Origin of the sequence: Martelella mediterranea (genome assembly GCF_004342225.1) — a bacterium.
Classification (GTDB): Bacteria; Pseudomonadota; Alphaproteobacteria; order Rhizobiales; family Rhizobiaceae; genus Martelella; species Martelella mediterranea_B.
The window spans coordinates 27,114-50,217 of record NZ_SMAR01000028.1 but is presented as its reverse complement, the minus strand read 5'-3'; the positions used below and the strand labels follow the sequence as shown (position 1 = coordinate 50,217).

At 54.1% G+C, this 23,104-nt stretch carries 21 protein-coding genes; 9 read left to right on the top strand and 12 right to left on the bottom strand.

What is annotated here, in order from left to right:
* From EDC90_RS21080 to EDC90_RS15620, 8 genes are all read left to right on the top strand, one after another.
* The coding region (locus EDC90_RS21080; protein ID WP_207903932.1) for a hypothetical protein at positions 1–316 on the top strand (316 nt) is incomplete at its 5' end.
* 319 nt (positions 317–635) lie between these two features.
* Positions 636–1,982, top strand: a complete 1,347-nt coding sequence (locus EDC90_RS15650) for a sugar ABC transporter substrate-binding protein (RefSeq protein WP_132313289.1) — start codon at positions 636–638, stop codon at positions 1,980–1,982.
* Between the two features lie 165 nt (positions 1,983–2,147).
* Positions 2,148–3,461 (top strand): carbohydrate ABC transporter permease, encoded by a 1,314-nt coding sequence (locus tag EDC90_RS15645; RefSeq protein WP_132313287.1) that lies wholly within the window; start codon positions 2,148–2,150, stop codon positions 3,459–3,461.
* 7 nt (positions 3,462–3,468) lie between these two features.
* Positions 3,469–4,293: a carbohydrate ABC transporter permease gene (locus tag EDC90_RS15640; RefSeq protein WP_132313285.1), complete on the top strand. Its 825-nt coding sequence runs from the start codon at positions 3,469–3,471 to the stop codon at positions 4,291–4,293.
* On the top strand, positions 4,293–5,351 hold the full coding sequence (locus tag EDC90_RS15635; RefSeq protein WP_132313283.1) for an ABC transporter ATP-binding protein: 1,059 nt from the start codon (positions 4,293–4,295) through the stop codon (positions 5,349–5,351). Before EDC90_RS15640 ends, EDC90_RS15635 begins: the two co-directional genes overlap by 1 nt.
* Position 5,352: 1 nt before the next feature.
* Entirely contained in the window at positions 5,353–6,810 is a 1,458-nt protein-coding gene (locus EDC90_RS15630) for a glycerophosphodiester phosphodiesterase (protein ID WP_207903931.1), read from the top strand.
* Positions 6,807–7,829 (top strand): LacI family DNA-binding transcriptional regulator, encoded by a 1,023-nt coding sequence (locus tag EDC90_RS15625; RefSeq protein ID WP_132313280.1) that lies wholly within the window; start codon positions 6,807–6,809, stop codon positions 7,827–7,829. The genes EDC90_RS15630 and EDC90_RS15625 overlap by 4 nt, the downstream gene beginning before the upstream one ends.
* Before the next feature lie 28 nt (positions 7,830–7,857).
* A complete protein-coding gene (locus tag EDC90_RS15620) occupies positions 7,858–8,664 on the top strand; it encodes an inositol monophosphatase family protein (RefSeq protein WP_132313278.1) in 807 nt (268 codons plus the stop codon).
* A 6-nt stretch (positions 8,665–8,670) separates the two neighbouring features.
* Here EDC90_RS15620 and EDC90_RS15615 read toward each other — a convergent pair whose 3' ends face one another.
* The 3 genes from EDC90_RS15615 to proS are packed head-to-tail and all read right to left on the bottom strand — an operon-like array spanning position 8,671 to position 12,011.
* Complete coding sequence (locus EDC90_RS15615; protein WP_165972856.1) at positions 8,671–9,351, bottom strand: ABC transporter ATP-binding protein; 681 nt, start codon at positions 9,349–9,351, stop codon at positions 8,671–8,673.
* 12 nt (positions 9,352–9,363) lie between these two features.
* Complete coding sequence (locus EDC90_RS15610; protein WP_132313276.1) at positions 9,364–10,665, bottom strand: lipoprotein-releasing ABC transporter permease subunit; 1,302 nt, start codon at positions 10,663–10,665, stop codon at positions 9,364–9,366.
* Positions 10,666–10,682: 17 nt separating this feature from the next.
* Positions 10,683–12,011: a proline--tRNA ligase gene (gene proS / locus EDC90_RS15605; RefSeq protein WP_132313274.1), complete on the bottom strand. Its 1,329-nt coding sequence runs from the start codon at positions 12,009–12,011 to the stop codon at positions 10,683–10,685.
* A gap of 571 nt (positions 12,012–12,582) precedes the next feature.
* Between proS and EDC90_RS15600 the strand changes: the two genes are divergently transcribed.
* Positions 12,583–13,209: a hypothetical protein gene (locus EDC90_RS15600; protein ID WP_132313272.1), complete on the top strand. Its 627-nt coding sequence runs from the start codon at positions 12,583–12,585 to the stop codon at positions 13,207–13,209.
* 173 nt (positions 13,210–13,382) lie between these two features.
* Here the strand turns inward: EDC90_RS15600 and EDC90_RS15595 are convergent, their stop codons facing one another.
* The 9 genes from EDC90_RS15595 to nuoI form a co-directional block, all read right to left on the bottom strand.
* A complete protein-coding gene (locus EDC90_RS15595; RefSeq protein WP_207903930.1) occupies positions 13,383–13,643 on the bottom strand; it encodes a DUF1467 family protein in 261 nt (86 codons plus the stop codon).
* Between the two features lie 396 nt (positions 13,644–14,039).
* Positions 14,040–15,710: a ribonuclease J gene (locus EDC90_RS15590; protein ID WP_132313268.1), complete on the bottom strand. Its 1,671-nt coding sequence runs from the start codon at positions 15,708–15,710 to the stop codon at positions 14,040–14,042.
* A gap of 18 nt (positions 15,711–15,728) precedes the next feature.
* Positions 15,729–16,493: a biotin--[acetyl-CoA-carboxylase] ligase gene (locus EDC90_RS15585; protein ID WP_132313266.1), complete on the bottom strand. Its 765-nt coding sequence runs from the start codon at positions 16,491–16,493 to the stop codon at positions 15,729–15,731.
* The gene (gene nuoN / locus EDC90_RS15580) at positions 16,494–17,933 is read right to left on the bottom strand and encodes an NADH-quinone oxidoreductase subunit NuoN (protein ID WP_132313264.1); all 1,440 of its coding nucleotides are present in this window, start codon (positions 17,931–17,933) and stop codon (positions 16,494–16,496) included.
* A 17-nt stretch (positions 17,934–17,950) separates the two neighbouring features.
* A complete protein-coding gene (locus EDC90_RS15575) occupies positions 17,951–19,462 on the bottom strand; it encodes an NADH-quinone oxidoreductase subunit M (RefSeq protein ID WP_132313262.1) in 1,512 nt (503 codons plus the stop codon).
* Positions 19,462–21,471 carry an NADH-quinone oxidoreductase subunit L gene (nuoL, locus tag EDC90_RS15570; protein WP_132313260.1) on the bottom strand — a complete coding sequence of 670 codons (2,010 nt, stop codon included), beginning with the start codon at positions 21,469–21,471 and terminating at the stop codon, positions 19,462–19,464. Before nuoL ends, EDC90_RS15575 begins: the two co-directional genes overlap by 1 nt.
* A gap of 7 nt (positions 21,472–21,478) precedes the next feature.
* Positions 21,479–21,787, bottom strand: a complete 309-nt coding sequence (gene nuoK / locus EDC90_RS15565) for an NADH-quinone oxidoreductase subunit NuoK (protein ID WP_132313258.1) — start codon at positions 21,785–21,787, stop codon at positions 21,479–21,481.
* Between the two features lie 43 nt (positions 21,788–21,830).
* On the bottom strand, positions 21,831–22,445 hold the full coding sequence (locus tag EDC90_RS15560; protein WP_132313256.1) for an NADH-quinone oxidoreductase subunit J: 615 nt from the start codon (positions 22,443–22,445) through the stop codon (positions 21,831–21,833).
* A 142-nt stretch (positions 22,446–22,587) separates the two neighbouring features.
* The gene (nuoI, locus tag EDC90_RS15555; RefSeq protein ID WP_132313254.1) at positions 22,588–23,079 is read right to left on the bottom strand and encodes an NADH-quinone oxidoreductase subunit NuoI; all 492 of its coding nucleotides are present in this window, start codon (positions 23,077–23,079) and stop codon (positions 22,588–22,590) included.
* Positions 23,080–23,104: the final 25 nt, after the last annotated feature.

Sequence of the window (23,104 nt, the reverse complement as noted above, 5' to 3'; positions counted from 1 at the left end):
GGTTCTCGGCAACAAGCCTCGCCTTCATCCAGACCGCGATGATCAAGCTCATGACAAGGCGGCTCGCCCGCTATCCGCTTTCTTGAACAGACTCTCAGTGACATTCACAATTATAGGATTATTTTCTTATAAAGCAATCATTAGTTGCATAATGGTTGTATTTTTTCGTTTGCAAACAGCGCAAGCTGGGCAACGCCGCCCGCGCATACGAAGTACAAAGAGAGCTAAAGACAGATCATCACGCGATCCTTATCAGCCGCTCTTTTCCCGCACCCAACATCGTTACAAGCCAAGCAGGCCTGCACCTCGCCAGTGAGATGAATTTGAGATTCGCCTCACTATTACAGCAACCTCGAGTGCAAACTGAAAATTCGAAAAACACAATATAAACAAAACCTTGCTCATCCCTTTCTTGAATCTGACGTTCGTTCAGAGCAAGCGGAACAATGAGACGCACTTCAGATCCGGATAACTGGGGAACTTTATCCACTGTTACAAAAGCTTCAAATATCTGAAACGCAATTGTCGTGCCGAGCCGCCATAGAGCGATTGCAAGCGCGTGCAAACCTATCTTTGGCCATTATTGCACGCGCGTGCATTTTCATTTTGAATTTCACGGCAGGATACGTTTAAAGATGATCAAGCTCACCACCAAACTGACTGTAGCGGCTGCCCTTCTGGCCGTTACTGCCCTTTCTGCCCAGGCAGAAGATGTCAATATCACCGTCTGGTCCGGCGGCACCGGAGATTCGGCAAACTACCGTGTCGACAACATCGAGATCGCAGCAGACATTCTGGAGCGAGAAGCAGAAATCCGCGGCGACGATCTGAACATCAACATTGAAAAGCAGGTCTGGTCGGGCTGGGATGACTTCCGTCAGGCTGTAACGCTGGCAGGCGAAGCAGGCAACGGCCCGAATATCATTGTCGCGGGCCATGATGATATTCCGACATGGTCGCAGGCCGGACTTCTGCGTCCAGTTGAAGACTATGTCTACCTCGACACCTACCCGCTTAATCAGGTCTACTCGAACCTCTGGGATGTCGTGACCTTTAATGATCAGGTATGGGGCGTTCCGCAGGATGCCGAAGCACGTGTTATGTTCTGGTCGATCCCAGGTCTGAAGGCCATTGGCTGGAGCGATGCCGAAATCGATGCTCTGCCGGAGAAGGTCAGAAGCGGCGAATTCACACTTTACGATATGCTTGACGCTGTAAAGAAGATGCAGGACGAAGGCGTCATCGAAGAAGGCAAAGGCTTTGCACCGCGTCCGAGCAATGGGCTCGATTACTGGCAGTTCTACCAGTCATTCGGCGGCGAACTTTCCGATCCTGAAACCGGCAAGCTGGTTCTCGATACAGAAGCCATGCAACAGGCCTATCAGTTCTTCGCTGATGCGGTTTCACAAGGCGTTGTCCCGGCAACCTACCTCGGATTGCCGTGGGACACCTGGCATGGTTCGGTCGCTGACAATCAGTATGGCGCATGGCATGGCGGTTCATGGCACTATGCGCAGTGGACACGCCAGTCCGGCATGGACGATTTCTTCGGCAATGTTCAGTACACCCTGATTCCAGCTGGCGATGAAGATGGCCGCGCCAATTCCATCACGCATCCGCTGGCCTATCTCTTGTCATCTGAAGGCAGCGAAGCTGATGCAGAAATTTCCGCACAGCTGATTGCCATCGCAACCAATCCCGAGCTGAACGCCCTTCATGCCGTTAAATCCGGCCATCTGGCGATCGGCAAGGATGAAGTCAACGTTCCGCTTTATGCTGAAGATCGCTGGCTTTCCGAAGCAAGCGCATTCCTGCCAGATGCCAACGCGGTGCCTAACAACGTCAATGCGGGTCTTTACCAGAACGCCATGTTTGCAGGCCTCGAAGCTGCCTGGACGGGTGCCCTCACACCTGAAGAAGCGGTTAATGAACTGAAGGCAAAAGTTCAGGCTGATCTGGGCGACGCCATCATCATCCGCTGATTTTACGCAGCCCATCAGGCGGCCCGGCACGGACCGGGCCGCCACAATGAGATTAACCGGAATGGCGGAAACCGCATCTCCTGCATGAACCGCCTCCATCAAAAGCGAACCCGCTGAACAGGTATTGCTCAGCCTCGCTTTGTTTCCCGCAAGGCCAAGAACGCGATGCGATCAAAAGCAAATGTTCTGGGGCTGGTGTTCATGGCACCGACCCTTTTAATCCTTCTGATTTTCTTCATTGCACCGGTGATTTTCACAGGCGTTTTTTCCTTTACCAATATGAGCACCTCCACCGGCATCGGTGCAGGCGAGTACGTGCTCACGCCCAACCTCGTGCGTGACCTCAAGGCAGAAGGGGTCGACGCGAAAGCCCTCGATGCCATTTCCAGCGAAACGCTTTCCGTCGACGAAACAACGCTGAAAGCAGCGGCTGACGCCGGCGTTGACCCTCGTTTTCTGGAGGACATTCGCTCGACGCTTATCGGCCGGAGCTTTTCCAGCAGTCGCGATTTTGTGCGGGAACTTCGGGGGTTTTCATCTGCTCCACGTTCGCCGCGTCAACTGAAGGAAGCTGCACGCGCCTTCACGCTGACCGCCATGAATGAACGTTTTGCCTCAGCCGATGAACTTTCAGCCATGCTGACCGAAGTCGCTCCTGAAGTCGAAGCAGAAACCCGCGACCTAATCATCAAACGCAGCTATACCGGCCCTGTCTACACGACAGAGAATTTTGAAAAGCTTGCCACCACACCGGCAACAGCACGCCTGATCGGGAATACATTCCTCTATGTCGGACTGACCCTTGCTTTGTTCAATGTCGGCCTGGGACTGGCTCTGGCCATTATGATGTTTTACCTGCCAAAGCGCGTCAGCGGGATCTTCACCGCGCTTTGGCTCCTGCCGCGCATCACGCCGGTCGTGCTTTATGCCGTGCTCTGGAAATGGTTTACTTGGGATTCTGGCTTTCTGCCCACACTTGCAGCGCATTTCGGCCTGCCGAGCTTCAACTATATGAAGGGCTCCGTCACCTCTGCCTGGATCACGCTGATCTGTTCAAACGGCTTCATCGGCGCCTCTTTCGGTCTGATCCTGTTTTCAGGTGCATTGAGAGCCATCCCCTCCCAGCAGCTCTGGGCCTCAGAAGTCGACGGTGCCAGCCGGTTTCAGCAGGTCCGGCGCATCATTCTGCCGCAGATGCGCTGGCCGATCCTGTTCGTCACATCTTACCAGACCATGTCGCTTCTGGCCTCCTATGACCTGATCTGGCTGACCACCGATGGCGGCCCCGGCAATGCAACCACCGTCTGGTCACTGGCAGCCTTCAAGACGGCGCTCTTCAACTATACCGGAAATCTTCAATACGGCCTTGGCGCTGCAATGGCTTTGGTTCTGGTGGTTATCGGCCTTATCGCCTCCGTGCTCTATCTCCGGCTCTTCAAGTTTCATGAGCTTGTCGCCAAACCGAAAATTGAATTCTGAGGCCGTCATGACACGTAATTTTACTTTATTTCCGGTGATCGCGCTTCTGGGACTACTGAGCCTGCCGATCTTCATTATGTATGCCTTTCTGATGATCGATACGTTTTCGAACACCCCGCCTGGCGCATTGTTTCCAAATGAGTTCACGCTGGAACACTGGCGGTTCCTGTTCGATCCGTCGATTGCAGGCAACATCTGGGCCGCGACCGCAAACTCGTTGCTTTTCGCTATTTCGGTTGTCGTCATCGTGCTTCTGATCTCATCGACGGGCGGTTATGCGCTTTCGCGGCTCAACATGCCATTTCGTGCTTTCTTTCTCGGAAGCATCCTGGTGCTCCATGCCTTCCCGGCGGTCACACTTCTGATTGGTATTTTTCTGATTTTGAATTTCACCGGCCTTTACAACACGATCAGTGGCGTCGTCCTGGTTAAGGCGGCACTCACTCTGCCGCTTGGAATCTGGATCATGAAAGGGTTTTACGACACGGTTCCCTGGGAGATTGAGATGGCAGGCGTGCAGGATGGAGCAAGCCGCTTCACCGTCTGGCGGCGTCTGGTCCTGCCGCAGGTCAGGCCCGGCTTTGTTGCACTTGGTGCCTTCGCTTTTCTGGATGGCTGGGGAGAATTCCTTTTACCCCGCGTCCTCGCCCCCAGTGCCAATTTTGAAGTGCTGTCAGTTTTTCTCAGCACACTCGCTGCGCCAGACACCGTAGACTACGACTTTTCACTGTTTCAGGCGGTCGGCCTTTTCTACACCCTGCCGGTCCTTTTGCTGTTTGTGTTTTTTCAGGACCGTTTGATGAACATTTTTAACGGAGGCACGAAGGGCTGATGCGTCTCGTACTCGACAATTTTACCAAAAGTTTCGATGGCACCAACGTCATCGAAAACATGAACCTGACCGTCGAAGATGGCGAAATGCTCGCGCTTCTCGGCCCATCAGGCTGCGGCAAATCCACGACCCTATTTTCGATTTGTGGAATTCATCGCGTCAATGGCGGTCGTATTCTTTTCGGCGACAAGGACGTCTCCGATCTGCCGTCTCAGAAACGCAATGTCGGCGTAGTGTTTCAAAACTATGCGCTTTATCCGCACATGACGGTTTTTGAAAACATCGCCTTTCCGCTGGAAGTGCAGAAACGCGACAAAGCCGAAATCGAAAAATCGGTTCATGAAATCGCCGAACTGATACACATTGAGGAATTGCTGAAGCGCCGTCCGTCACAGCTTTCCGGTGGCCAGCAACAGCGCGTTGCATTGGCGCGTGCACTGGTGCGGCGCCCGAATGTGCTTTTGCTGGATGAACCCCTTGCCAATCTGGATGCCAAGCTCCGCCTCGAGATGCGCTCGGAGATCCGTCGTATTCAGCTGGAAACCGGCATCACAGCCATTCTCGTCACCCACGATCAGGTCGAAGCCATGAGCATGTGTGATCGTGTAGCAATCATGAATAAGGGCGAGATCCTGCAGATTGATCGACCGACAGAGATGTACCGTGCACCGGAAAACCGCTTTGTTGCCGGTTTTCTCGGCAACCCGCCAATTGTCTTCGTAGAAGGTTTCGTTGGGGGCAATGCGACGTTTGAAAAAGACGGGGTAATGCATCTTCCCTTGCCCGCGCATCTTTCAGGCCTTGAACACGGAAAGCCCGTTACAGTTGGCATAAGGCCGGAGCATTTCGGCACGCGCGGACACGCAGAGCTTTCCGGCAAGGTGCGCTTTATCGAACCACAGGGGCGTGAAATGCTCTTCGATGTTGAAGCCGCTCCCGGTGTTTTGCTGCGATCGATCCAGCCTGTGCGTGCCGACATCGCCGTGGGGGATGAGGTGACATGGAAGGTCGATACCGACCATTTGCTTGTCTTCGATGATCAGGGCCAGCGGCTTTGATATGAAAACAACCTCTCTGGAAACATGGCCTGCGCGTCGCTTTCGCGGCCGCCCTTCTGTCATCGCTCATCGCGGAGCATCGGCGTATGCGCGTGAAAACACGCTCGCTGCCTTTAATGCAGCCGCTGATCTTGGCGCAGATATGTGGGAGCTGGATTTGCGTCTCACCCGCGACGGTATTCCGGTGATCTCACATGATGATCATACGGGTACAGTGTTCGGAACAAATCTCACGATATCCAAAACGGATGGAGCGGAACTGTTCAAAGCGGTACCGGAGATTCCAACCCTGAAATCTGTTGTGGCACTGGCAGCGCGGCGAAAGCAGGCACTTTATATCGAAGTCAAAGCCCCCGGCGCTGGTCGTGTCGGGCTGGCCTGTCTTGAAAAATGGGGCTTTAACGATGCGGTTTTCGGCAGCTTCAACCATGCGGAAGTGCACGATATGGTTTCAGCCGGAAGCCAGTTTTCGATTTCGGTGCTGGTGCGTCAGGGCGAAGACCCTTTTGAGGCCCGGAAGCGCACCGGCGCCGGGATCGTTCACCTGTGCTGGGAAAAGGCGTCTCCCCGCCCGCAGGAACTGGTCACACCGGAACTGCTTTCCCGTGCTGAAGCCGAAAATATCGGCATCGTCTTGTGGCATGAAGAGCGCCCGGAAGTGCTGGATGCGCTCGTCCGTTTACCCGTCCTTGGCATTTGCTCCAATCAGCCGGAACTGATCGGCGGCTATTCAAGCCTTGCGGAATCCGGCATTTCTGTTGTCTGCCACCGCGGCATGAACCATCTGGCGCCGGAAAACACGACAGCTGCCGCCAGCCTGGCATTCAACCTCGGCTGTGAATGGTTGGAACTGGATGTCCGCCAGACCGCAGACGGTGAAATCGTGGTTATGCATGATCCGACACTTGAACGGACAACTGACGGTTCTGGAAAGTTGTCGGAAACACCTCTGGCTGCGCTTTCCGGCCTTGACGCCGGAGGCTGGTTTTCGTCTTTCTATCAGGGAGAAAAGGTGCAGACCTTGCGCGAGGCCATCGCCTTTAGCTGCGAGCGGGGAAAAAAGATGTATATCGAGAATAAGGATGTGCCCGGCAAAAAACTTGTCAGCCTTGTCGAGGACCTTGATTTCCTGCCCGATTGCATTTTCTGGTCGGCCAATATGCAGCTGATGGATGAGATGCGGGCCGCATCACCCAATGCCCGGCTGAAATCCAATATTGCACAACATGGGTCCCTCGAGGCCATGAAGGCCCGGCTTAACCCGGCAGTTTGCGAGATAAGACCGGAATGCTGGGAGCACGAAGCTCCCCTTTGCAGACAGGCCGGTATCACGCCGATGCTTCACTATTTTGGCGAAGACCCAGACATGTTTGAGACCATCGCACAATGGCGACCGGAAATGGTCAACCTGAACCGCGCCGACATGCTGCTGAACGTTCTGAAGGAACGGGCTGCATGAGTGACGAAGCCAGCCAGCAGGCACGGCCGGCAACCGCCGACGACGTGGCCCGGCTTGCCGGTGTTTCACGTTCGGCTGTTTCACGCACCTTCACGAAGGGGGCCAGTGTGTCCCCGGCCACGCGGGATAAAGTGCTGGAGGCTGCGGCGACGCTTGGGTATCGGGTCAACTTTCTGGCGCGGTCGCTTTCAATGCAGCGCACCAATCTGGTCGCGATGGTGGTCTCGGATATGGATCATTCGCTGCGTGCACTGCTGGTTGACCGCCTTGCCCGCAATCTGGTCGCCCATGATTTCCGTCCATTTTTGCTGCCATGGAGCACGGGCGATGAAGTCGGACGGCTCACCGATATGATGCTGCACTATAACGTCTCCGGTGCCATCGTCACATCTGATACGCCGCCGAAAGCCATTGCCGCAGAATGCGCGCGCCATAACGTGCCGTTGGTGCTGGTTGAAAAGGCCCCCATTGGCGGGCGGGTCGGCAGCGTCGGACACGATCATGAGAAAGCGGGTCGGCTGGCGGCCGAGGAGCTTTACCGCTCCGGCTGCAGACGCATCGCCTATGCAGCGCAGCACCGCCCCTCTCATTCGATCGGTGAACGTCGCCGGGCATTCGAGCAGACGGCCGCAGAGCTTGGCATCACAATTTCACACCGTTTTTACGGCGCGCGGCAGAACTATGACGGCGGCCTGGAAGCTGCGGAAGCGTTCTGGGCCGTATCCCCGTCCGTCGATGGCTTCTACTGTGCCAACGACTTTCTGGCGCTCGGCTTCATGGATGGCCTGCGCCGTAGAGAAAACATCCGGTTTCCGGATGATTTTTCGCTCGTTGCTTCCGATGATATTCCCGAAGCGTCATGGTCGAGTTACGATATCACCACAGTCCGGCAAAATCCGGATCATGTGGCCGAGGCAACGCTTGAAGCGCTCATCACCTGTATGAAGCCTGACGGAAGCGTGCCTGAAACTCAGAAGATTGATGTCGAACTTGTCCGGCGAAGCACAACAAAAACTTAAGAATAAAAAGACAGAGTATTGAATATAAATGACAATCAATAATCAGGATACACCTCGCGACGAACGTCTTGTCGCGGCAAAAACCATCATCAAAGACGCCGGTGAACTGGCGCTCCATTACTTCCGCAAGCTTGAAAGCCTCACCATTGAGCGCAAAACCAGCGGACAGGACACAGTAAGCGAGGCGGATCGCAACGTTGAAACAGCCATTCGCAAGGCTCTTGCGGACGTATTTCCGGATGACGGCTTGTGGGGCGAAGAACATGGTCGTCAGAGCGGGACATCAGGCTTTGACTGGGTGATCGACCCGATTGATGGCACCACTGCTTTCCTGCATGGAATTCCCAACTGGACCGTTGTGATTGCTCTTCTGGAGAACAACAAACCTGTCCTTGGTCTTGTGCTCGTTCCGGCACAAGGAAAACTTTACTGGGCAGAAGATGGCGCTGGCGCCTATTGCGGCGACAATCCAATCCACGTTGATGATCTCTCACCACTCGACAGCGGTCTCTTCGTCGTCGGCCCAGGTGGACGGCAGTTCTCCGATCACGTTGGCGGCATTATTACGCGACTGATGGATAAGGGCGGCATGTTTATTCGCTTCGGCTCAGCCGCCCATTCACTGGCACTGATCGCCGCTGGCCATCTCTCAGGCTTTTATGAGCCACGCCTGAATGCATGGGATTGCCTCGCCGGGCAACTTCTGGTGCGCGAAGCTGGCGGTAAAACACGAGGCTTTGATGCTGGAAGCGACTGGAGCCAGCGGCAGCCCGTCTTCGCCGCCGCCTGCGAAGTTGCAGCCGAATTTTCCGATATCATCGGGCCGGCGGTCTGATGAACGTCATCGGTCGACGACCAGACCGTCCTGCAGCGTAACACAGCGATCCATGCGGGCAGCAAGATCCAGATTGTGGGTCGCAACAAGCGCTGCCAGCCCGGACTGCTTCACAAGCGCTTCCAGCGCTTCAAAAACATAGCCAGCCGTTTCGGGATCGAGATTCCCGGTCGGCTCATCCGCCAGAAGAAGACTGGGCGCATTGGCGACAGCACGCGCAATGGCGACGCGCTGCTGTTCACCGCCGGACAATTCAGCCGGACGGTGCTCTGCGCGATGGCCGATCTTCAGATAGCTCAGCATCTGCTCGGCGCGCTCATAGGCTTCATTCTGCGGCAAACCAGCGATCAGCTGTGGCAACATGATGTTTTCACGCGCCGAGAATTCCGGCAGCAGATGATGGAATTGATAGACGAAGCCAATGGTATTGCGCCGAAGGGCAGTTCTGTCATCATCTTCGAGTGATGAAGCATCATGGCCACCGACAATGACATCGCCTGACGTCGGTTGCTCCAACAAGCCAGCGATCTGCAAAAGCGTCGACTTGCCGGTTCCAGACGGAGCGACCAGAGCCACCATCTCGCCTGCATTGACAGTCAGTTCGGCGCCTTTCAACACATGCAGTACACCGTCACCCTGCCCATAATCCTGCCTGATCGATCTCAGTTCCAGCGCTGCATCAGCCACGGAAGTGTCTCCTTATTCGTAGCGCAGAGCCTGAACCGGATCCAGACGGGAGGCCCGCCATGCCGGGAAAATGGTTGCGATGAAAGACAGTGTCAACGACATGATTACGACCGTCAGCGTCTCGCTGAGACTCATCTCTGCCGGAAGCGTGCTCAAGAAATAAACCTGCGGATCAAAGATGACCGTGCCGGATATCCAGGAGAAAAATTCGCGGATCGATTCAATGTTCAGGCAGACGACAACGCCGAGGAACACACCAGCCAGCGTGCCAACAATTCCGATTGCTGCGCCAGTCATGAAGAAGATACGCATGATCGAACCGGAGGTCGCTCCCATGGTTCTCAGGATCGCAATATCCGGCCCCTTATCCTTCACCAGCATGATCAGCCCGGAGATGATGTTCAGGGCCGCAACGATGACAATCAGCGTAAGGATCATAAACATCACGTTGCGCTCCACTTCAAGCGCAGAGAAGAACGTGCGGTTATTCTGCCGCCAGTCTGATATCATGACATCCTGACCAGCCGCAGCGCGGATCTTCGGAATGATCGCGTCTACATCGTCCGGATGATCAACGAAGACCTCAATGCTCTGAACAGTATCACCGGCATTGAAATAGGCCTGCGCTTCGGAAAGTGGCATGAAAACGATAGAGGCATCGTATTCCGACATACCGATCTCAAAAATCCCGGAAATCGGATAGGCCTTGACCCGCGGATTAACACCGAAGGGCGTGACATCACCATCTGGCGAAATCATCGTAATCTTGTCACCGGCAAAAAGCCCCAGATTGGTTCCCATTCGCGAGCCAACCAGAACGCCTGTCCCGGCAGTATAGCCGACCATATCGCCCTGAATAATGTTGTCAGAGACAGTCTGAAGCTTCAGGAGATCATCGGGCCGGATACCGCGTACCAGCGCACCGCTACCGGCACCATTAGCACCGGACACAAGGGCCTGTCCCTCCACGAGCGGGAAAGCAAGCCGCACACCATCGACCCCGGCGATACGCTGTGTCAGAGCTGCATAATCGTCGAAAGGCTCACCGGAGGGCATAACGACAATATGCCCGTTCAGCCCGAGGATCCGGCTTACAAGCTCACTGCGAAAGCCGTTCATAACCGCCATAACGATAATCAGGGTCGCGACGCCGAGCATAATGCCGACAAAGGAAAACCCTGCGATCACCGAAATGAAAGCTTCTTTGCGGCGCGAACGCAAATAGCGCCACGCCACCATGCGTTCGAAAACAGAGAATGGCCGCGCTTTGGGCGGCAGTTCAGCACTTGCCGTTTCAGTTTCGGCCGCAACCATGAAAAAGCTCTTTCGTTTTATCGACCTTCGGTCAGTTTCGCGATAGCCGCTTCAACCGTCATGGTTTCGCGCTCACCAGTTTTACGATCTTTCAACTCGATTTCGCCATTGGCGACACCGCGCGGTCCGATCACAACCTGATCAGGCACACCGATCAGGTCTGCAGTGGCAAACTTACCCCCTGCCCGTTCATCGGTATCATCATAAAGAACGTCGATACCCGCATTCAGCAGTGCCTCATAGAGACGCTCGCTGACGGCGTTGCAGGCATCATCGGAGACTTTCATATTGATCAGAGCGACCTCGAAAGGCGCGACAGAACGCGGCCAGATGATTCCGTTATCATCATGAGAAGCTTCGATGATGGCGGGAACAAGGCGGGTCGGCCCGATACCATAGGAGCCCATGTGAACAGGATGCTCCTTGCCGTCCGGCCCCTGAACCTTCGCATTCATCGGTTCGGAGTATTTGGTCCCGAAATAGAAGATGTGCCCCACTTCGATACCGCGGGCTGAAAGACGCTCGCTTTCCGGCAGTTTATCAAATGCCTCGGCCTCATGCATCTCGTCCGTCGCGGCGTAAAGCGACGTCCACTTGTTGAAAACACCTTCCATAACCTCGGTGCTGTCAAAATCGACGTCTTCCGGCGGAATATCAAAATTGACAAAATCCTTGTGGCAGAACACTTCGGATTCACCGGTTTCGGCCAGAATGATAAATTCATGGCTGAGATTACCACCGATCGGACCTGTATCTGCCCGCATCGGGATCGCGCGAAGGCCCAGCCGGTCAAACGTGCGCAGATATGCGGTGAACATTTTCTTGTAGGAGTGTTCGGCACCTTCCCGCGTCAGATCGAAGGAATAAGCATCCTTCATCATGAACTCCCGTGAACGCATCGTGCCGAAACGCGGACGGATCTCGTCACGGAACTTCCACTGGATATGATAAAGGTTCAGCGGCAAATGCTTGTAAGACTTCACATATGAGCGGAAGATCTCGGTGATCATCTCCTCATTGGTCGGGCCGAAAAGCATAGGCCGCTCCTGACGGTCAGTGATGCGCAGCATCTCCTTGCCGTAAGCTTCATAACGACCGCTTTCCATCCAGAGATCGGCAGACTGCATCGTCGGCATCAAAAGCTCGACAGCGCCAGAGCGGTCCTGCTCCTCACGAATGATCCGGTTAACCTTATCCAGAACCCGTTTACCCAGGGGCAACCAAGAATAAATGCCCTGTGAATGCTGGCGGATCATTCCCGCACGCAACATAAAGCGGTGCGAAACGATCTCCGCTTCCTTGGGGTTTTCCTTCAGGATCGGCAGAAAATACCGGGACAGACGCATGGTGCCGCTTTCTTCATCTTTGCCCCGGAAAACCGGGAATCAATATTTGCGTTCAGTTAAACCGGCATCCTTGTAGCGGCTTACCGCCGATAATTAAAGACGCCAAAGCGCCGGGCAAATGATAAAGAAGGAGCAGAAACAACATATCTTGATATATGCTAATTCATTGAAACGTTGCAGATTGCACACAGGGATATGTCAAACGCAAAAAGTGCTTTGACAGTCTTAAAAATGCAAAATAAAGGATGACAAGGCCTAATCATTAGGCTAGCTTTAGCCCATAAAACAGGCAGGAAGATTAAATTCTTGCCTCATACTTCGCGGTCAAGTCTTGGGAGGATGGATCTTGGCGCGCTCGTTCGCAGCCCCGGCAACGGAACGGATCAACGCGATACTTTGGAAAACAAGGCACTTGCTGCCTTGTTTTTTTTTGCTCATTTTTTAAGCTGATTATCACAGCAGCACTTCAGACTTCCTTAATCATCGCAACACTCTGATGCCAGCAGGAATTGACCTGGCGGCAGCACTCAAGCACGACTCCTCAGGAAAAAGCCTTTTCCGGAGATTGCTGTTGCACGCCATAGTCAAAAAACAACGTCTAAAGCGTGCAAGCGCAGCAGCACTGCTTTCAGTGTCGCTGCCGTCAATCGCACCTGCCGCCGACCTCTCTGACGTCTTTTATCTGGATCTTTCCGCCGGACCGTCCACGTTTATGCTTCACATGGATGACAGCTCGATCAACGATGCCCTTGCCAACAACTATTGGGGCATTGATGGGCGTCTTGGCCTCTGCAGCAAGGGACTGATCGGGGTTTGCGGCGGCCTGAACGGCTTCAACAGCCTCGGGAGCACCTCACAGACACTCACCAGCTCTGCTGGCGGCGGTGAAACGGAGACGGCAATTCGCTCCGTCGGCGCCTATGTTCAGGCGAAAGCCAATCTCGGCGTTATCACACTCTCCCCATATGCCGGATACAGACAGGTCTATGGCGATGTGTCGGTGAGGAATAATACGCAGTTCAGCACAAACGACATTGACACCGGCGCTTACTATGGTGGCATCGAAAGCACTATTCGTTTTCTGCCGACGAACCTCGAAGTCGGCGCACGCTTCGAATACGGGAAATCGACCGGAAACGCAGCTTTCACCGACTATAGCTACGGAGCAGGCTCGGCCTTCTTGCGAATGCGATTTTGATGGCCAGATCGCAATATTTTACTTTTAAAACAAATATTTATTCAAAATTCCGAAAGTTAACGTGCTGCGTTTAAAGCATGGTATTAACATGCCAACAACCAGCTTTATAAAAGGCTCACAAGTTATTGTTAACCATAAATTATCTACGAGCAGATTAGCTCTATCTTGACGGCTTACCAGAACAGGTTGGAGAAATCTTCAAAACCAAAGCCTTTATAAACGGCGATAAACCACCAGATTGCAAAGATAATTGCAGCAACAACAGAGGTACTGAAGATGACCCGCAGCGGCCGAAAGTGAGACGGCGCGCTTTCCGTTGTCCCCGGTACAATATCTCCCTCCTCATCCTGCGTACGCAGCCCGAAGGGGAGAACGGCGAACAGCGTCACCCACCAGATGACAAAATACACCGCAAAAGCTGAAAAAAAGGTCAATGACCGCTCCCGTTCCATGTCCCCTTTGAGCGCACGATACGGTCAAAACGCAACAGATGACAACCGCCTCTCCGCCCCCCTTTTCTGGCGACAACATCTCGCCCTTAAAAAAAGCCGGACCGCCCGACATCGGACGACCCGACCTTAAAAGCAGACGGAACCGCGGTTCGGTAAGTTTTCTTCGCGCGCCCGCCTCTCATCTTCGATGAATTTTGACGAGCATCAGGCGTTTTTGCCTGAAATAATAACAACCTTAGAGCGTCCTTTGTGCATCCAATCGAATGCACAAAGGACGCTCTTACCTTTTGAATCTGTGCATCGTAATTTCCGAAAAGCGATCCCGATTTTCGGGCCGATGCTGTAAACTGAGACTGTGCCAGAATGGCACCCGCGACTTCAGGCTTTCGTGACAAAAACCGTGACGACAGGCTTCTTGCCCCAGCACTCATTGGCAGCAGCGCGAACTGAACGGCGGACAGCCTCACGCACCATGCCGAGATCTTTGCGGCGAGACCGGGGAATGCTTTCAACGGCCCCCAGCACAGCATCAAAAAGCACGTCTTCCATCCGCTCATCGTCATCATCAAAACCCGGAAGACCGACAGGAACCACATCGGGATCACCGGAAAATTCCAGCTTGGAATTCAGAACGACATTGACCGCCACGTGACCAACGAAGGAAAGCTTGCGACGCTCGCCAATGCCAAGCTCGTCAAAGGAACCTATCAGCTTGCCATCTTTGAAAATGCGCCCTGTCTGCACTTCGCCGATGACCGACGGCTCACCGGGAGCAAGACGCAGCATATCGCCATTGCGTACGCGCGGAACGAATTTGATGCCAGCCTGCTCACCAAGCTCCTTCTGAGCCGTCAGGTGAGCGGCTTCACCATGAACCGGCACCAGAATTTCCGGGCGCACCCATTCATACATCTGTTTCAGTTCATTGCGGCGCGGGTGCCCGGAGACATGAACCAGCGCTTCGCTGTCTGTGATGATATGCACACCCTGTTCAATCAGGCCGTTCTTGATGTCCTGAATGGCTTTTTCATTACCGGGAATGGCACGTGAAGAGAAAATCACCTGATCGCCGGCTGCAAGTGAAATATTGCGCATTTCATCGCGTGAAATCTTGGCCAGCGCTGCGCGGGGCTCGCCCTGCGACCCTGTCAGAATCGCAACGACCTTATCCCGCGGGATATAACCGAATTCATCTTCATCGACGAACGGTTCAATCCCCTCCATCAGGCCGATATCACGCGCAACGGAAACGGCGCGTTTCAGCGAAGAGCCAAGCAACAGCACCTTGCGACCGGCATCGGAAGCCGCCTTTGCTATGGAACGAATGCGCCCGATATTGGACGAGAAGCTCGTAAAGGCAACGCGTCCTTCGGCGCTCTCGATGATCTTGCGCAGACTTTCCGAAACCTCCTGCTCCGATGGTGAAACGCCATCTCGCAGTGCATTGGTCGAATCGCACATCAGCGCCAGAACACCCTCATCACCGAGCGCGCGGAACCGGGCTTCATCGGTTTTGGGTTCCAGAGACGGGGCATGGTCGATCTTCCAGTCACCGGTATGCACCAGACGCCCAAGCGGTGTCCGGATTGAAAGCGCCATCGGCTCGGGAATCGAGTGATTGACGGCAATCGCCTCCACCTCAAACGAACCCGCGTGAATGGTATCACCGGCCTTGAAGATCGTAATCGGGATTTCACCGAGCGAGCCTTCATATTCCCGCTTGGCCTCAAGCAGGCCTGCCGTGAATGGCGATGCATAGATCGGCACATTCAGCCCCGGCCAGAGATCGTTGATGGCACCGAAATGATCTTCATGGGCATGGGTGATAATCATGCCTTTCAGATTGTCGCGTTGCTCACGCACAAACTCGATGTCAGGCAGCACAAGATCAACACCGGGCAATTCAGGACCGGGAAATGTTACGCCGCAATCGACCATGATCCATTCGCGCTTTTCCGCAGGCCCGTAGCCATAAAGCGCAAGGTTCATACCAATTTCGCCGAGCCCGCCGAGCGGCAGGAAAACCAGTTCAGCGTTAGGATCCGCCATTATTATTTCTATTCCAGTTCAGTTATCGAAAAAGACATCGCCAGCAGCAAACATGCGCGTGCCTTCATCGGTTTCAAGTCTCAACATGCCATCGTCATCTATACCGGAAAAACGGCCACGAACCTGCGCATTGGGCAAATTTACCGTGATACGCTCACCTATGCCATGCGCCGCTCTTCGCCAGCGCTCAACCGTATGACTGACGCCGGCTCCCTTATCCCAGATCGCCAGCTCTTCCGACATGGTCTCAAACAGGCGTGCAAACAGCATTGATGCATCAGCACCGGCAGCATAGTCACTCAGCCGTGCCACCGGATAGGGAGCACTATCCGGGCAGATCGAGACATTTACGCCAATTCCGATGACGACCGCAAGCCGCCCGTCGGCAAGGCGCTCCGCCTCAAGCAGTATTCCACTCACCTTCCGACCTTCAATCAGAACGTCGTTCGGCCATTTAATGGAGGTTATTCTCGTCAGCCCCGGTAACGACGCGGCAATCGCACGCTCGACAGCGTTTGCCGCAACCAGAGGCAAGGATCCTGTCTGCGACTGAACAGCCGGATCAATAAGCAAAAGCGAGGCATAAAGATTGCCTCGCTCTGACATCCAGCCGCGGCCTCTTCGCCCGCGCCCGGAAAGTTGCCTCGACGCTGTCAGCCACAACGCGCCCGGATCACCATTCCGAGCGCGTTGCATCAGTTCACTATTGGTAGACTGCACCGTATCCAGATGCTCGTGCCGGAAAGCTCCGGCACGCGTTTTGAGCACCTCCGAGCCCGTCATTTAGAACAGGGCTGCAGCGGCTACACCGGCTGCATTGTTCAGTGGACCACCGAACAGCAGATAGCCGATGGCAAACAGGCCCCCCAGACCAAAGACGAAACGCAGCTCACCAGCAACCCGCGAGAACTCTACCGTCGGACTGTCAAACCACATCACCTTGATCACACGCAGATAGTAGAAGGCAGCGACAACGGAGGACAGAACACCGATGATTGCCAGTGCGTAAAGCTGCGCATGGATGGCGGCGAGGAAGACAAAGTACTTGCCGAAGAAACCAGCCAGCGGCGGAACGCCTGCAAGCGAGAACATCAGCATGGTCAGAACAAATGCCATAACCGGATTGGTAGAAGACAGACCGGCGAGGTCATCAATGTTTTCAACATTGCCGCCCTCTTTCAGGCGCATCGCCATGATGATGGCAAACGTGCCAAGCGTCATGAACAGGTAGATCGCCATATAGATCGCCACCCCCTGAACACCTTCCTGACTATCCGCCGCGACGCCAACAAGTGCATAGCCCATATGCGTGATCGAGGAATAAGCCATCAGGCGTTTGATGTTGGTCTGGCCGATCGCAGCAAATGCGCCAAGAAGCATCGAGGCAATCGAAATAAAGACCACAACCTGGCGCCACTGATCAGCAGCCGGACCAAACGCCTCCATCAGAAGCCGAATGATGATTGCCATTGCGGCGATCTTCGGCGCTGAAGCAAAGAAGGCCGTCACCGGTGTCGGTGCACCTTCATAAACGTCCGGCGTCCACATATGGAACGGAACGGCCGAAATCTTGAAGGTGATACCAGCCAGTACGAAAACCATGCCGAAGATGAAACCAAGGCCAGTCTCACCGAGCTGAATCTGATTGGCAACGGCTTCAAAACCGATGTTTCCGGTAAAGCCATAAATCAGCGAAATACCGTAAAGCAGCATGCCTGAAGACAATGAACCCAGCACGAAGTATTTCAGACCGGCTTCAGTCGAACGCAGGCTGTCGCGATTGATGGCCGCGATAACATAAAGCGGCAGCGACATCAGCTCGAGGCCCATATAGAACGCCAGCATGTCGTTGGCGGAAATCATCAGCATCATGCCGGTCGTCGACAAAAGCATCAGGACCGGGAATTCGAAGCGATCCAGATATTCCGGCTCTTCATGCCCCACAGACAGGATCATGGAGAGCACAGCACCAATCAGCACAAGCACCTTCATAAAATGTGTAAAGCTGTTCGATACCACAGAGCCACCAAAGGCCGTGCCCTGACCTGACCAGAACATCACCAGACCGGCAATGATCAGAAGGGCAACTGCGAGGCCGATAATCGTCGGCCCGCTCTTTTTCCCGGCGAAAGCACCAATCATCAACAGGACCATAGCACCGATCGCAATGATCAGTTCCGGCATGATCAGTTTCAGACTTGAGAGTAAAAGTTCCGATGTCATGTCCAAATGATCCTGTATCAGTATACCGGCAGAGCGATCTGCCTGGTGGCTTCGAGTACTTCGCCATAATGCTGGACGATCAGATTAACCGGGCCATGGATGGCTGCGAAAATTGGTTCGGGATAAACACCGAAGAAGATCGTCAGGAAAATAAGCGGGTACAGAACGAATTTCTCACGCAATGACAAATCAAGCAGCGCCTTGAGGCTGTCTTTTTCGAGTGCGCCAAAAATAATGCGACGGTAAAGCCAGAGTGCATAAGCTGCGGAGAGTATGAGGCCTGTGGCGGCAAAGACCGCTACCCAGGTGTTAACCTGGAACACGCCAACCACGGTGAGAAACTCACCGATAAACCCGGACGTGCCCGGTAGCCCGACATTCGCCATGGTGAAGATCATGAATGCCACGGCAAATTTCGGCATGTTGTTCACGAGACCACCAAAGGCAGCGATGTCACGCGTATGCATGCGGTCGTAGACGACACCAACGCAGAAGAACAGTGCGCCGGAAACGATACCGTGAGACAGCATAAGGTAGATCGAACCCTCGATACCTTCCGGTGTTGCCGAGAACATCCCCATCGTAACGTAGCCCATGTGGGCAACGGACGAATAAGCGATAAGCTTCTTCATATCGGTCTGCATCAGCGCCACAAGCGAAGCATAAACAATAGCGATGACCGACAGCGCGAAAATAAACGGCGCAAAATAGTAGGATGCGTCGGGGAACATCGGCATCGAGTAGCGAAGGACACCAAAACCGCCGAGCTTCAGAAGAACCCCAGCAAGAACACCGGACGCCGCCGTCGGCGCCTCAACGTGTGCATCCGGAAGCCACGTATGCACGGGCCACATCGGCATTTTCACGGCAAAGGAAGCGAAGAAACCGAGGAACAGCCAGTACTGCATGCCGACCGGGAAGTCATAGTTGAGCAAGACAGGCACGCTCGTCGTTCCGGTTTCCCAATACATCGCCATGATGGCAAGCAGCATGAATACCGAGCCAAGGAACGTGTAGAGGAAGAACTTCAGCGAAGCATAAACCCGTCGGTCGTGCCCCCAGATACCGATGATCAGATACATCGGAATAAGGCCCGCTTCGAAGAAGATGTAGAACATCACGATATCGAGTGAAACGAACACACCGATGATCAGCGTTTCCAGAATAAGGAACGCGATCATATAAGCCTTGACCCGGTATGTAATCGCTTCCCAGGAGGCCAGAATACAAAGCGGCATCAGCACAGTCGTCAGCAGAATGAACAGTATCGAAATACCGTCAACACCGAGATGATATGAAACGCCAGTGCCCATCCACGGATGCTCTTCGATCATCTGGAAGCCCGGATTGGACGGATCGAATTTAAGCCAGACGAACAGAGAAACGATAAAGGTAAACAGCGTGGTCAGCAGCGCAACATTTCGAATGTTGCGAAGACCTGCCTCGTTATCATCCCTTGTGAAAAGGATCAGCACCACGCCGATCAGCGGCAAAAAGGTGACCGTTGAAAGAATAGGCCAGTCGCTCATTACAGCGCCCCTCCGAACGTCATCCAGGTTATAAGTCCGGCAAGGCCGATCAGCATTGCAAATGCATAGTGATAAACATATCCGGATTGAAGTTTAACGACCCTGTTGGTCACGTCGAGAACACGTGCCGCAACCCCGTTGGGACCGTATCGGTCAATAAATCCGACATCGCCCTTCTGCCACAGGAAGTGACCAAATGCCTTAGCCGGCCGGACAAACAGAAAATCATACAACTCGTCGAAATACCATTTGTTGAGAAGGAATGCATAAAGCCGCGGGAACATGTTCGCCAGAGCCTTCGCCGAAGCCGGCCTGATGAGATACATGTAAATTGCGACAACCGTTCCCAGGAGCATCGCGATGAACGGTGCAAGCTTCACCCAGGTCGGAACATCGTGATGTTCTTCAAGCACCTCGTTATGCGGCCCTGTAAACAGAGCACCCTTCCAGAATTCATCGTAATGGTGGCCGTAGAAGTAGCCAATAAAGACCACACCGGCGAACAGCGCACCAACCGACAGAATGATCAAAGGCAATGTCATGACCCACGGCGATTCATGCACGTGATGCATGACATCAGCGGAGGCACGCGGCTTGCCAAAGAAGGTCATGAAGATCAGGCGCCATGAGTAGAATGCGGTCAGGACAGCTGCAATGACCAGCGCCCAGAATGAAAAGGATGCAAGCGGGCTGGCCGAAACAAACGCAGCTTCAATGATTGCGTCTTTCGAGAAGAAACCGGCCGCGCCGAAGACCGTACCGGGAATACCGACACCGGTGATCGCCAGTGTGCCGAAGATCATCCCCCAGAAGGTGATCGGGATGTGTTTGCGAAGCCCACCCATACGCCGCATGTCCTGGTCGCCGGAAACGGCATGGATAACCGAGCCAGCGCAAAGGAACAGAAGCGCCTTGAAGAAAGCATGCGTGAACAGGTGAAAGACCGCAGCACCGTAAGCACCGGCTCCAAGCGCAGCAAACATATAGCCAAGCTGAGAACAGGTCGAATAGGCAATCACGCGTTTGATATCGTTTTGTACGAGACCGATCGTTGCCGCAAACAGCGCTGTGATCGACCCGATCAATGTCACGAACGTCAGAGCTGAAGGCGAAAGTTCGAACAGCGGAGACATGCGGGCGACCAGGAAAACACCCGCCGTCACCATCGTCGCAGCGTGGATCAAGGCAGAAACCGGAGTCGGGCCTTCCATGGCATCAGGCAGCCAGGTGTGCAGAAGAAACTGAGCCGATTTACCCATCGCACCCATGAACAGTAACAGACAGACAGCGGTAATCGCATGCATCACATCAAGGTTCATGCCAAGGAGGTGAAGAACCTCCGGCTGGGTTCCGGCTGCTTCTGCCGCCTGGTGTCCTTCAGCCAGCGTCTCGGCAGCTGCAAAAATCGGATCGAAATTCACCGTATGTGAGAGGAAAAACAACCCGGCAATGCCAAGCAGAAAACCGAAGTCGCCGACACGGTTGACGATGAAGGCTTTCATCGCTGCGGCACAGGCCGACGGCTTCTTATACCAGAACCCGATCAGCAGATATGATGCCAGGCCGACGCCTTCCCAGCCGAAGAACATCTGAACCAGATTGTCTGCCGTTACCAACGAAAGCATCGCGAAGGTGAACAGCGACAGGTAGGCAAAGAAACGCGGACGATGGGGATCGTCGTGCATATAGCCGACAGAATAGAGATGAACCAGGCAGGAGACTGTATTGACAACGACCAGCATGACAGCGGTCAGCGTATCGATACGCAAGGACCACATGACATCGATACCGCCGGAATTGATCCAGGTCATAATCGGAATCTGGATCAGCAGGTCTTCCTGATGCGAAATAAAACCGACAGAAATGAATACATACCAGGACAGAATGGCAGCAATCGCCATAAAGGCGATTGTTACCCACTCCGTAGCCTTGGCGCCAATGCGGTTTCCGAAGAGGCCGGCGATAAGGAAGCCAAGCAGTGGCAGAAAAATGATGAGTTTATAAATCATCTGAAGATCAGCCCTTCATCATATTGACGTCTTCGACCGCGATGGAGCCGCGATTGCGGTAGAACACCACAAGGATCGCAAGTCCGATCGCCGCTTCGGCCGCCGCGACTGTCAGAATGAACAGCGCGAAGACCTGGCCGACGATGTCGTTCAGGAATGCCGAGAAGGCGACCATGTTGAGATTGACCGAAAGAAGGATCAGCTCAATGGACATGAGAATGATGATCACGTTTTTCCGGTTCAAAAAGATGCCGAAAACACCGATCGTAAAAAGTATGGCACTCACCGTGAGGTAGTGGGAAAGTCCGATTTCCATTGCCTTGTCCTTAGGTCCCGTAATCCCTGCGTAATTTCTTGTTTCAGATGCCCTGGCCAGGCTTAACCTTGACCACTTCGTGCGCATTTTCCTTCGTGCGGGCGACCTGCTTGCCGATATCCTGACGCTTCACATCACTGCGATGCTTCAATGTCAGAACAATCGCGCCAATCATGGCAACCAGCAGAATAAGACCGGCGATCTGGAAGAAATACGCATAATGCGTGTAGATCACATCGCCGATGGCACGGATGCTCGACGACTGATCAAGCGGTGCCATCGGCATCGCTGTATTGGCTGTCACTTCCGGCGGAATAACCGCACCACCGACGATGACGATAAGCTCTGCGAGCAGCACGACCCCGATCAGCGCGCCCACCGGAGCATATCGCAATATGCCGGACCGCAGAGCCGTGAAGTCGATATCGAGCATCATCACGACGAAAAGGAACAGCACTGCGACGGCGCCCACGTAAACGACAAGAAGCAGCAGGCCGATATATTCCGCACCCGAAAGGATGAACAGGCCGGCGGCGTTAACGAACACAAGGATCAGGAACAACACGGAATGAACCGGGTTTTTCGCTGAAATCACCATGAATGCCGACGCCACGGCAACAAATGCGAAAATATAGAAAAAAAGAGCCTGGAGACCCATTTTGGTGCCTTCTCTTCGTGATTGCGGCGGCAAAAACCGCACGCGTTTTCCGGAAAACCTGCCTGAAAGCCAGACCGGTCTGCCATTTTAAAAGATCGATACCGGCCGGTTTTGCCACCCGCCCGGCGTTTTGCTTCAGAATTCAGCGATAAGGCGCGTCCATCGAGATGTTGCGCGCTATCTCGCGCTCCCACCGGTCGCCATTGGCGAGCAGGCGATCCTTATCGTAATAAAGCTCTTCGCGCGTTTCGGTCGCAAACTCGAAGTTTGGTCCTTCCACGATAGCATCAACGGGACAAGCCTCCTGACAGAAGCCGCAGTAGATGCATTTGACCATATCGATATCGTAACGAACCGTACGGCGCGTGCCGTCATTGCGTCGCGGTCCCGCTTCAATCGTGATGGCCTGAGCAGGACAGATCGCCTCGCACAGCTTGCATGCAATACACCGCTCTTCGCCGTTCGGATAACGTCGCAACGCATGTTCACCACGGAAACGCGGGCTGACCGGTCCCTTCTCAAAGGGGTAATTCACGGTTGATTTCTGGCCGAAGAAATAGCGCATCGTCAGAAAGAAGGCGCCAACAAACTCCTTCAGAAAAACCGAATTGAAAGCCTGAGCAACAGAACTCATTTTCAAAATCTCCAATCAGGTACTT

Bases quoted from the DNA above. Each gene is read 5' to 3' on its own strand.
- EDC90_RS15610 (WP_132313276.1), bottom strand. From the start codon at position 10,665: ATGGTTGCGGCCGAAACTGAAACGGCAAGTGCTGAACTGCCGCCCAAA.
- EDC90_RS15585 (WP_132313266.1), bottom strand. From the start codon at position 16,493: ATGACGGGCTCGGAGGTGCTCAAAACGCGTGCCGGAGCTTTCCGGCAC.
- EDC90_RS15635 (WP_132313283.1), top strand. From the start codon at position 4,293: ATGCGTCTCGTACTCGACAATTTTACCAAAAGTTTCGATGGCACCAAC.
- EDC90_RS15650 (WP_132313289.1), top strand. From the start codon at position 636: ATGATCAAGCTCACCACCAAACTGACTGTAGCGGCTGCCCTTCTGGCC.
- EDC90_RS15560 (WP_132313256.1), bottom strand. From the start codon at position 22,445: ATGGGTCTCCAGGCTCTTTTTTTCTATATTTTCGCATTTGTTGCCGTG.
- EDC90_RS15630 (WP_207903931.1), top strand. From the start codon at position 5,353: ATGAAAACAACCTCTCTGGAAACATGGCCTGCGCGTCGCTTTCGCGGC.
- nuoI (WP_132313254.1), bottom strand. From the start codon at position 23,079: ATGAGTTCTGTTGCTCAGGCTTTCAATTCGGTTTTTCTGAAGGAGTTT.
- nuoN (WP_132313264.1), bottom strand. From the start codon at position 17,933: ATGACATCGGAACTTTTACTCTCAAGTCTGAAACTGATCATGCCGGAA.
- EDC90_RS15590 (WP_132313268.1), bottom strand. From the start codon at position 15,710: ATGGCGGATCCTAACGCTGAACTGGTTTTCCTGCCGCTCGGCGGGCTC.
- EDC90_RS15620 (WP_132313278.1), top strand. From the start codon at position 7,858: ATGACAATCAATAATCAGGATACACCTCGCGACGAACGTCTTGTCGCG.
- nuoK (WP_132313258.1), bottom strand. From the start codon at position 21,787: ATGGAAATCGGACTTTCCCACTACCTCACGGTGAGTGCCATACTTTTT.
- EDC90_RS15625 (WP_132313280.1), top strand. From the start codon at position 6,807: ATGAGTGACGAAGCCAGCCAGCAGGCACGGCCGGCAACCGCCGACGAC.
- nuoL (WP_132313260.1), bottom strand. From the start codon at position 21,471: ATGATTTATAAACTCATCATTTTTCTGCCACTGCTTGGCTTCCTTATC.
- EDC90_RS15575 (WP_132313262.1), bottom strand. From the start codon at position 19,462: ATGAGCGACTGGCCTATTCTTTCAACGGTCACCTTTTTGCCGCTGATC.
- proS (WP_132313274.1), bottom strand. From the start codon at position 12,011: ATGCGTCTGTCCCGGTATTTTCTGCCGATCCTGAAGGAAAACCCCAAG.
- EDC90_RS15645 (WP_132313287.1), top strand. From the start codon at position 2,148: ATGCGATCAAAAGCAAATGTTCTGGGGCTGGTGTTCATGGCACCGACC.
- EDC90_RS15640 (WP_132313285.1), top strand. From the start codon at position 3,469: ATGACACGTAATTTTACTTTATTTCCGGTGATCGCGCTTCTGGGACTA.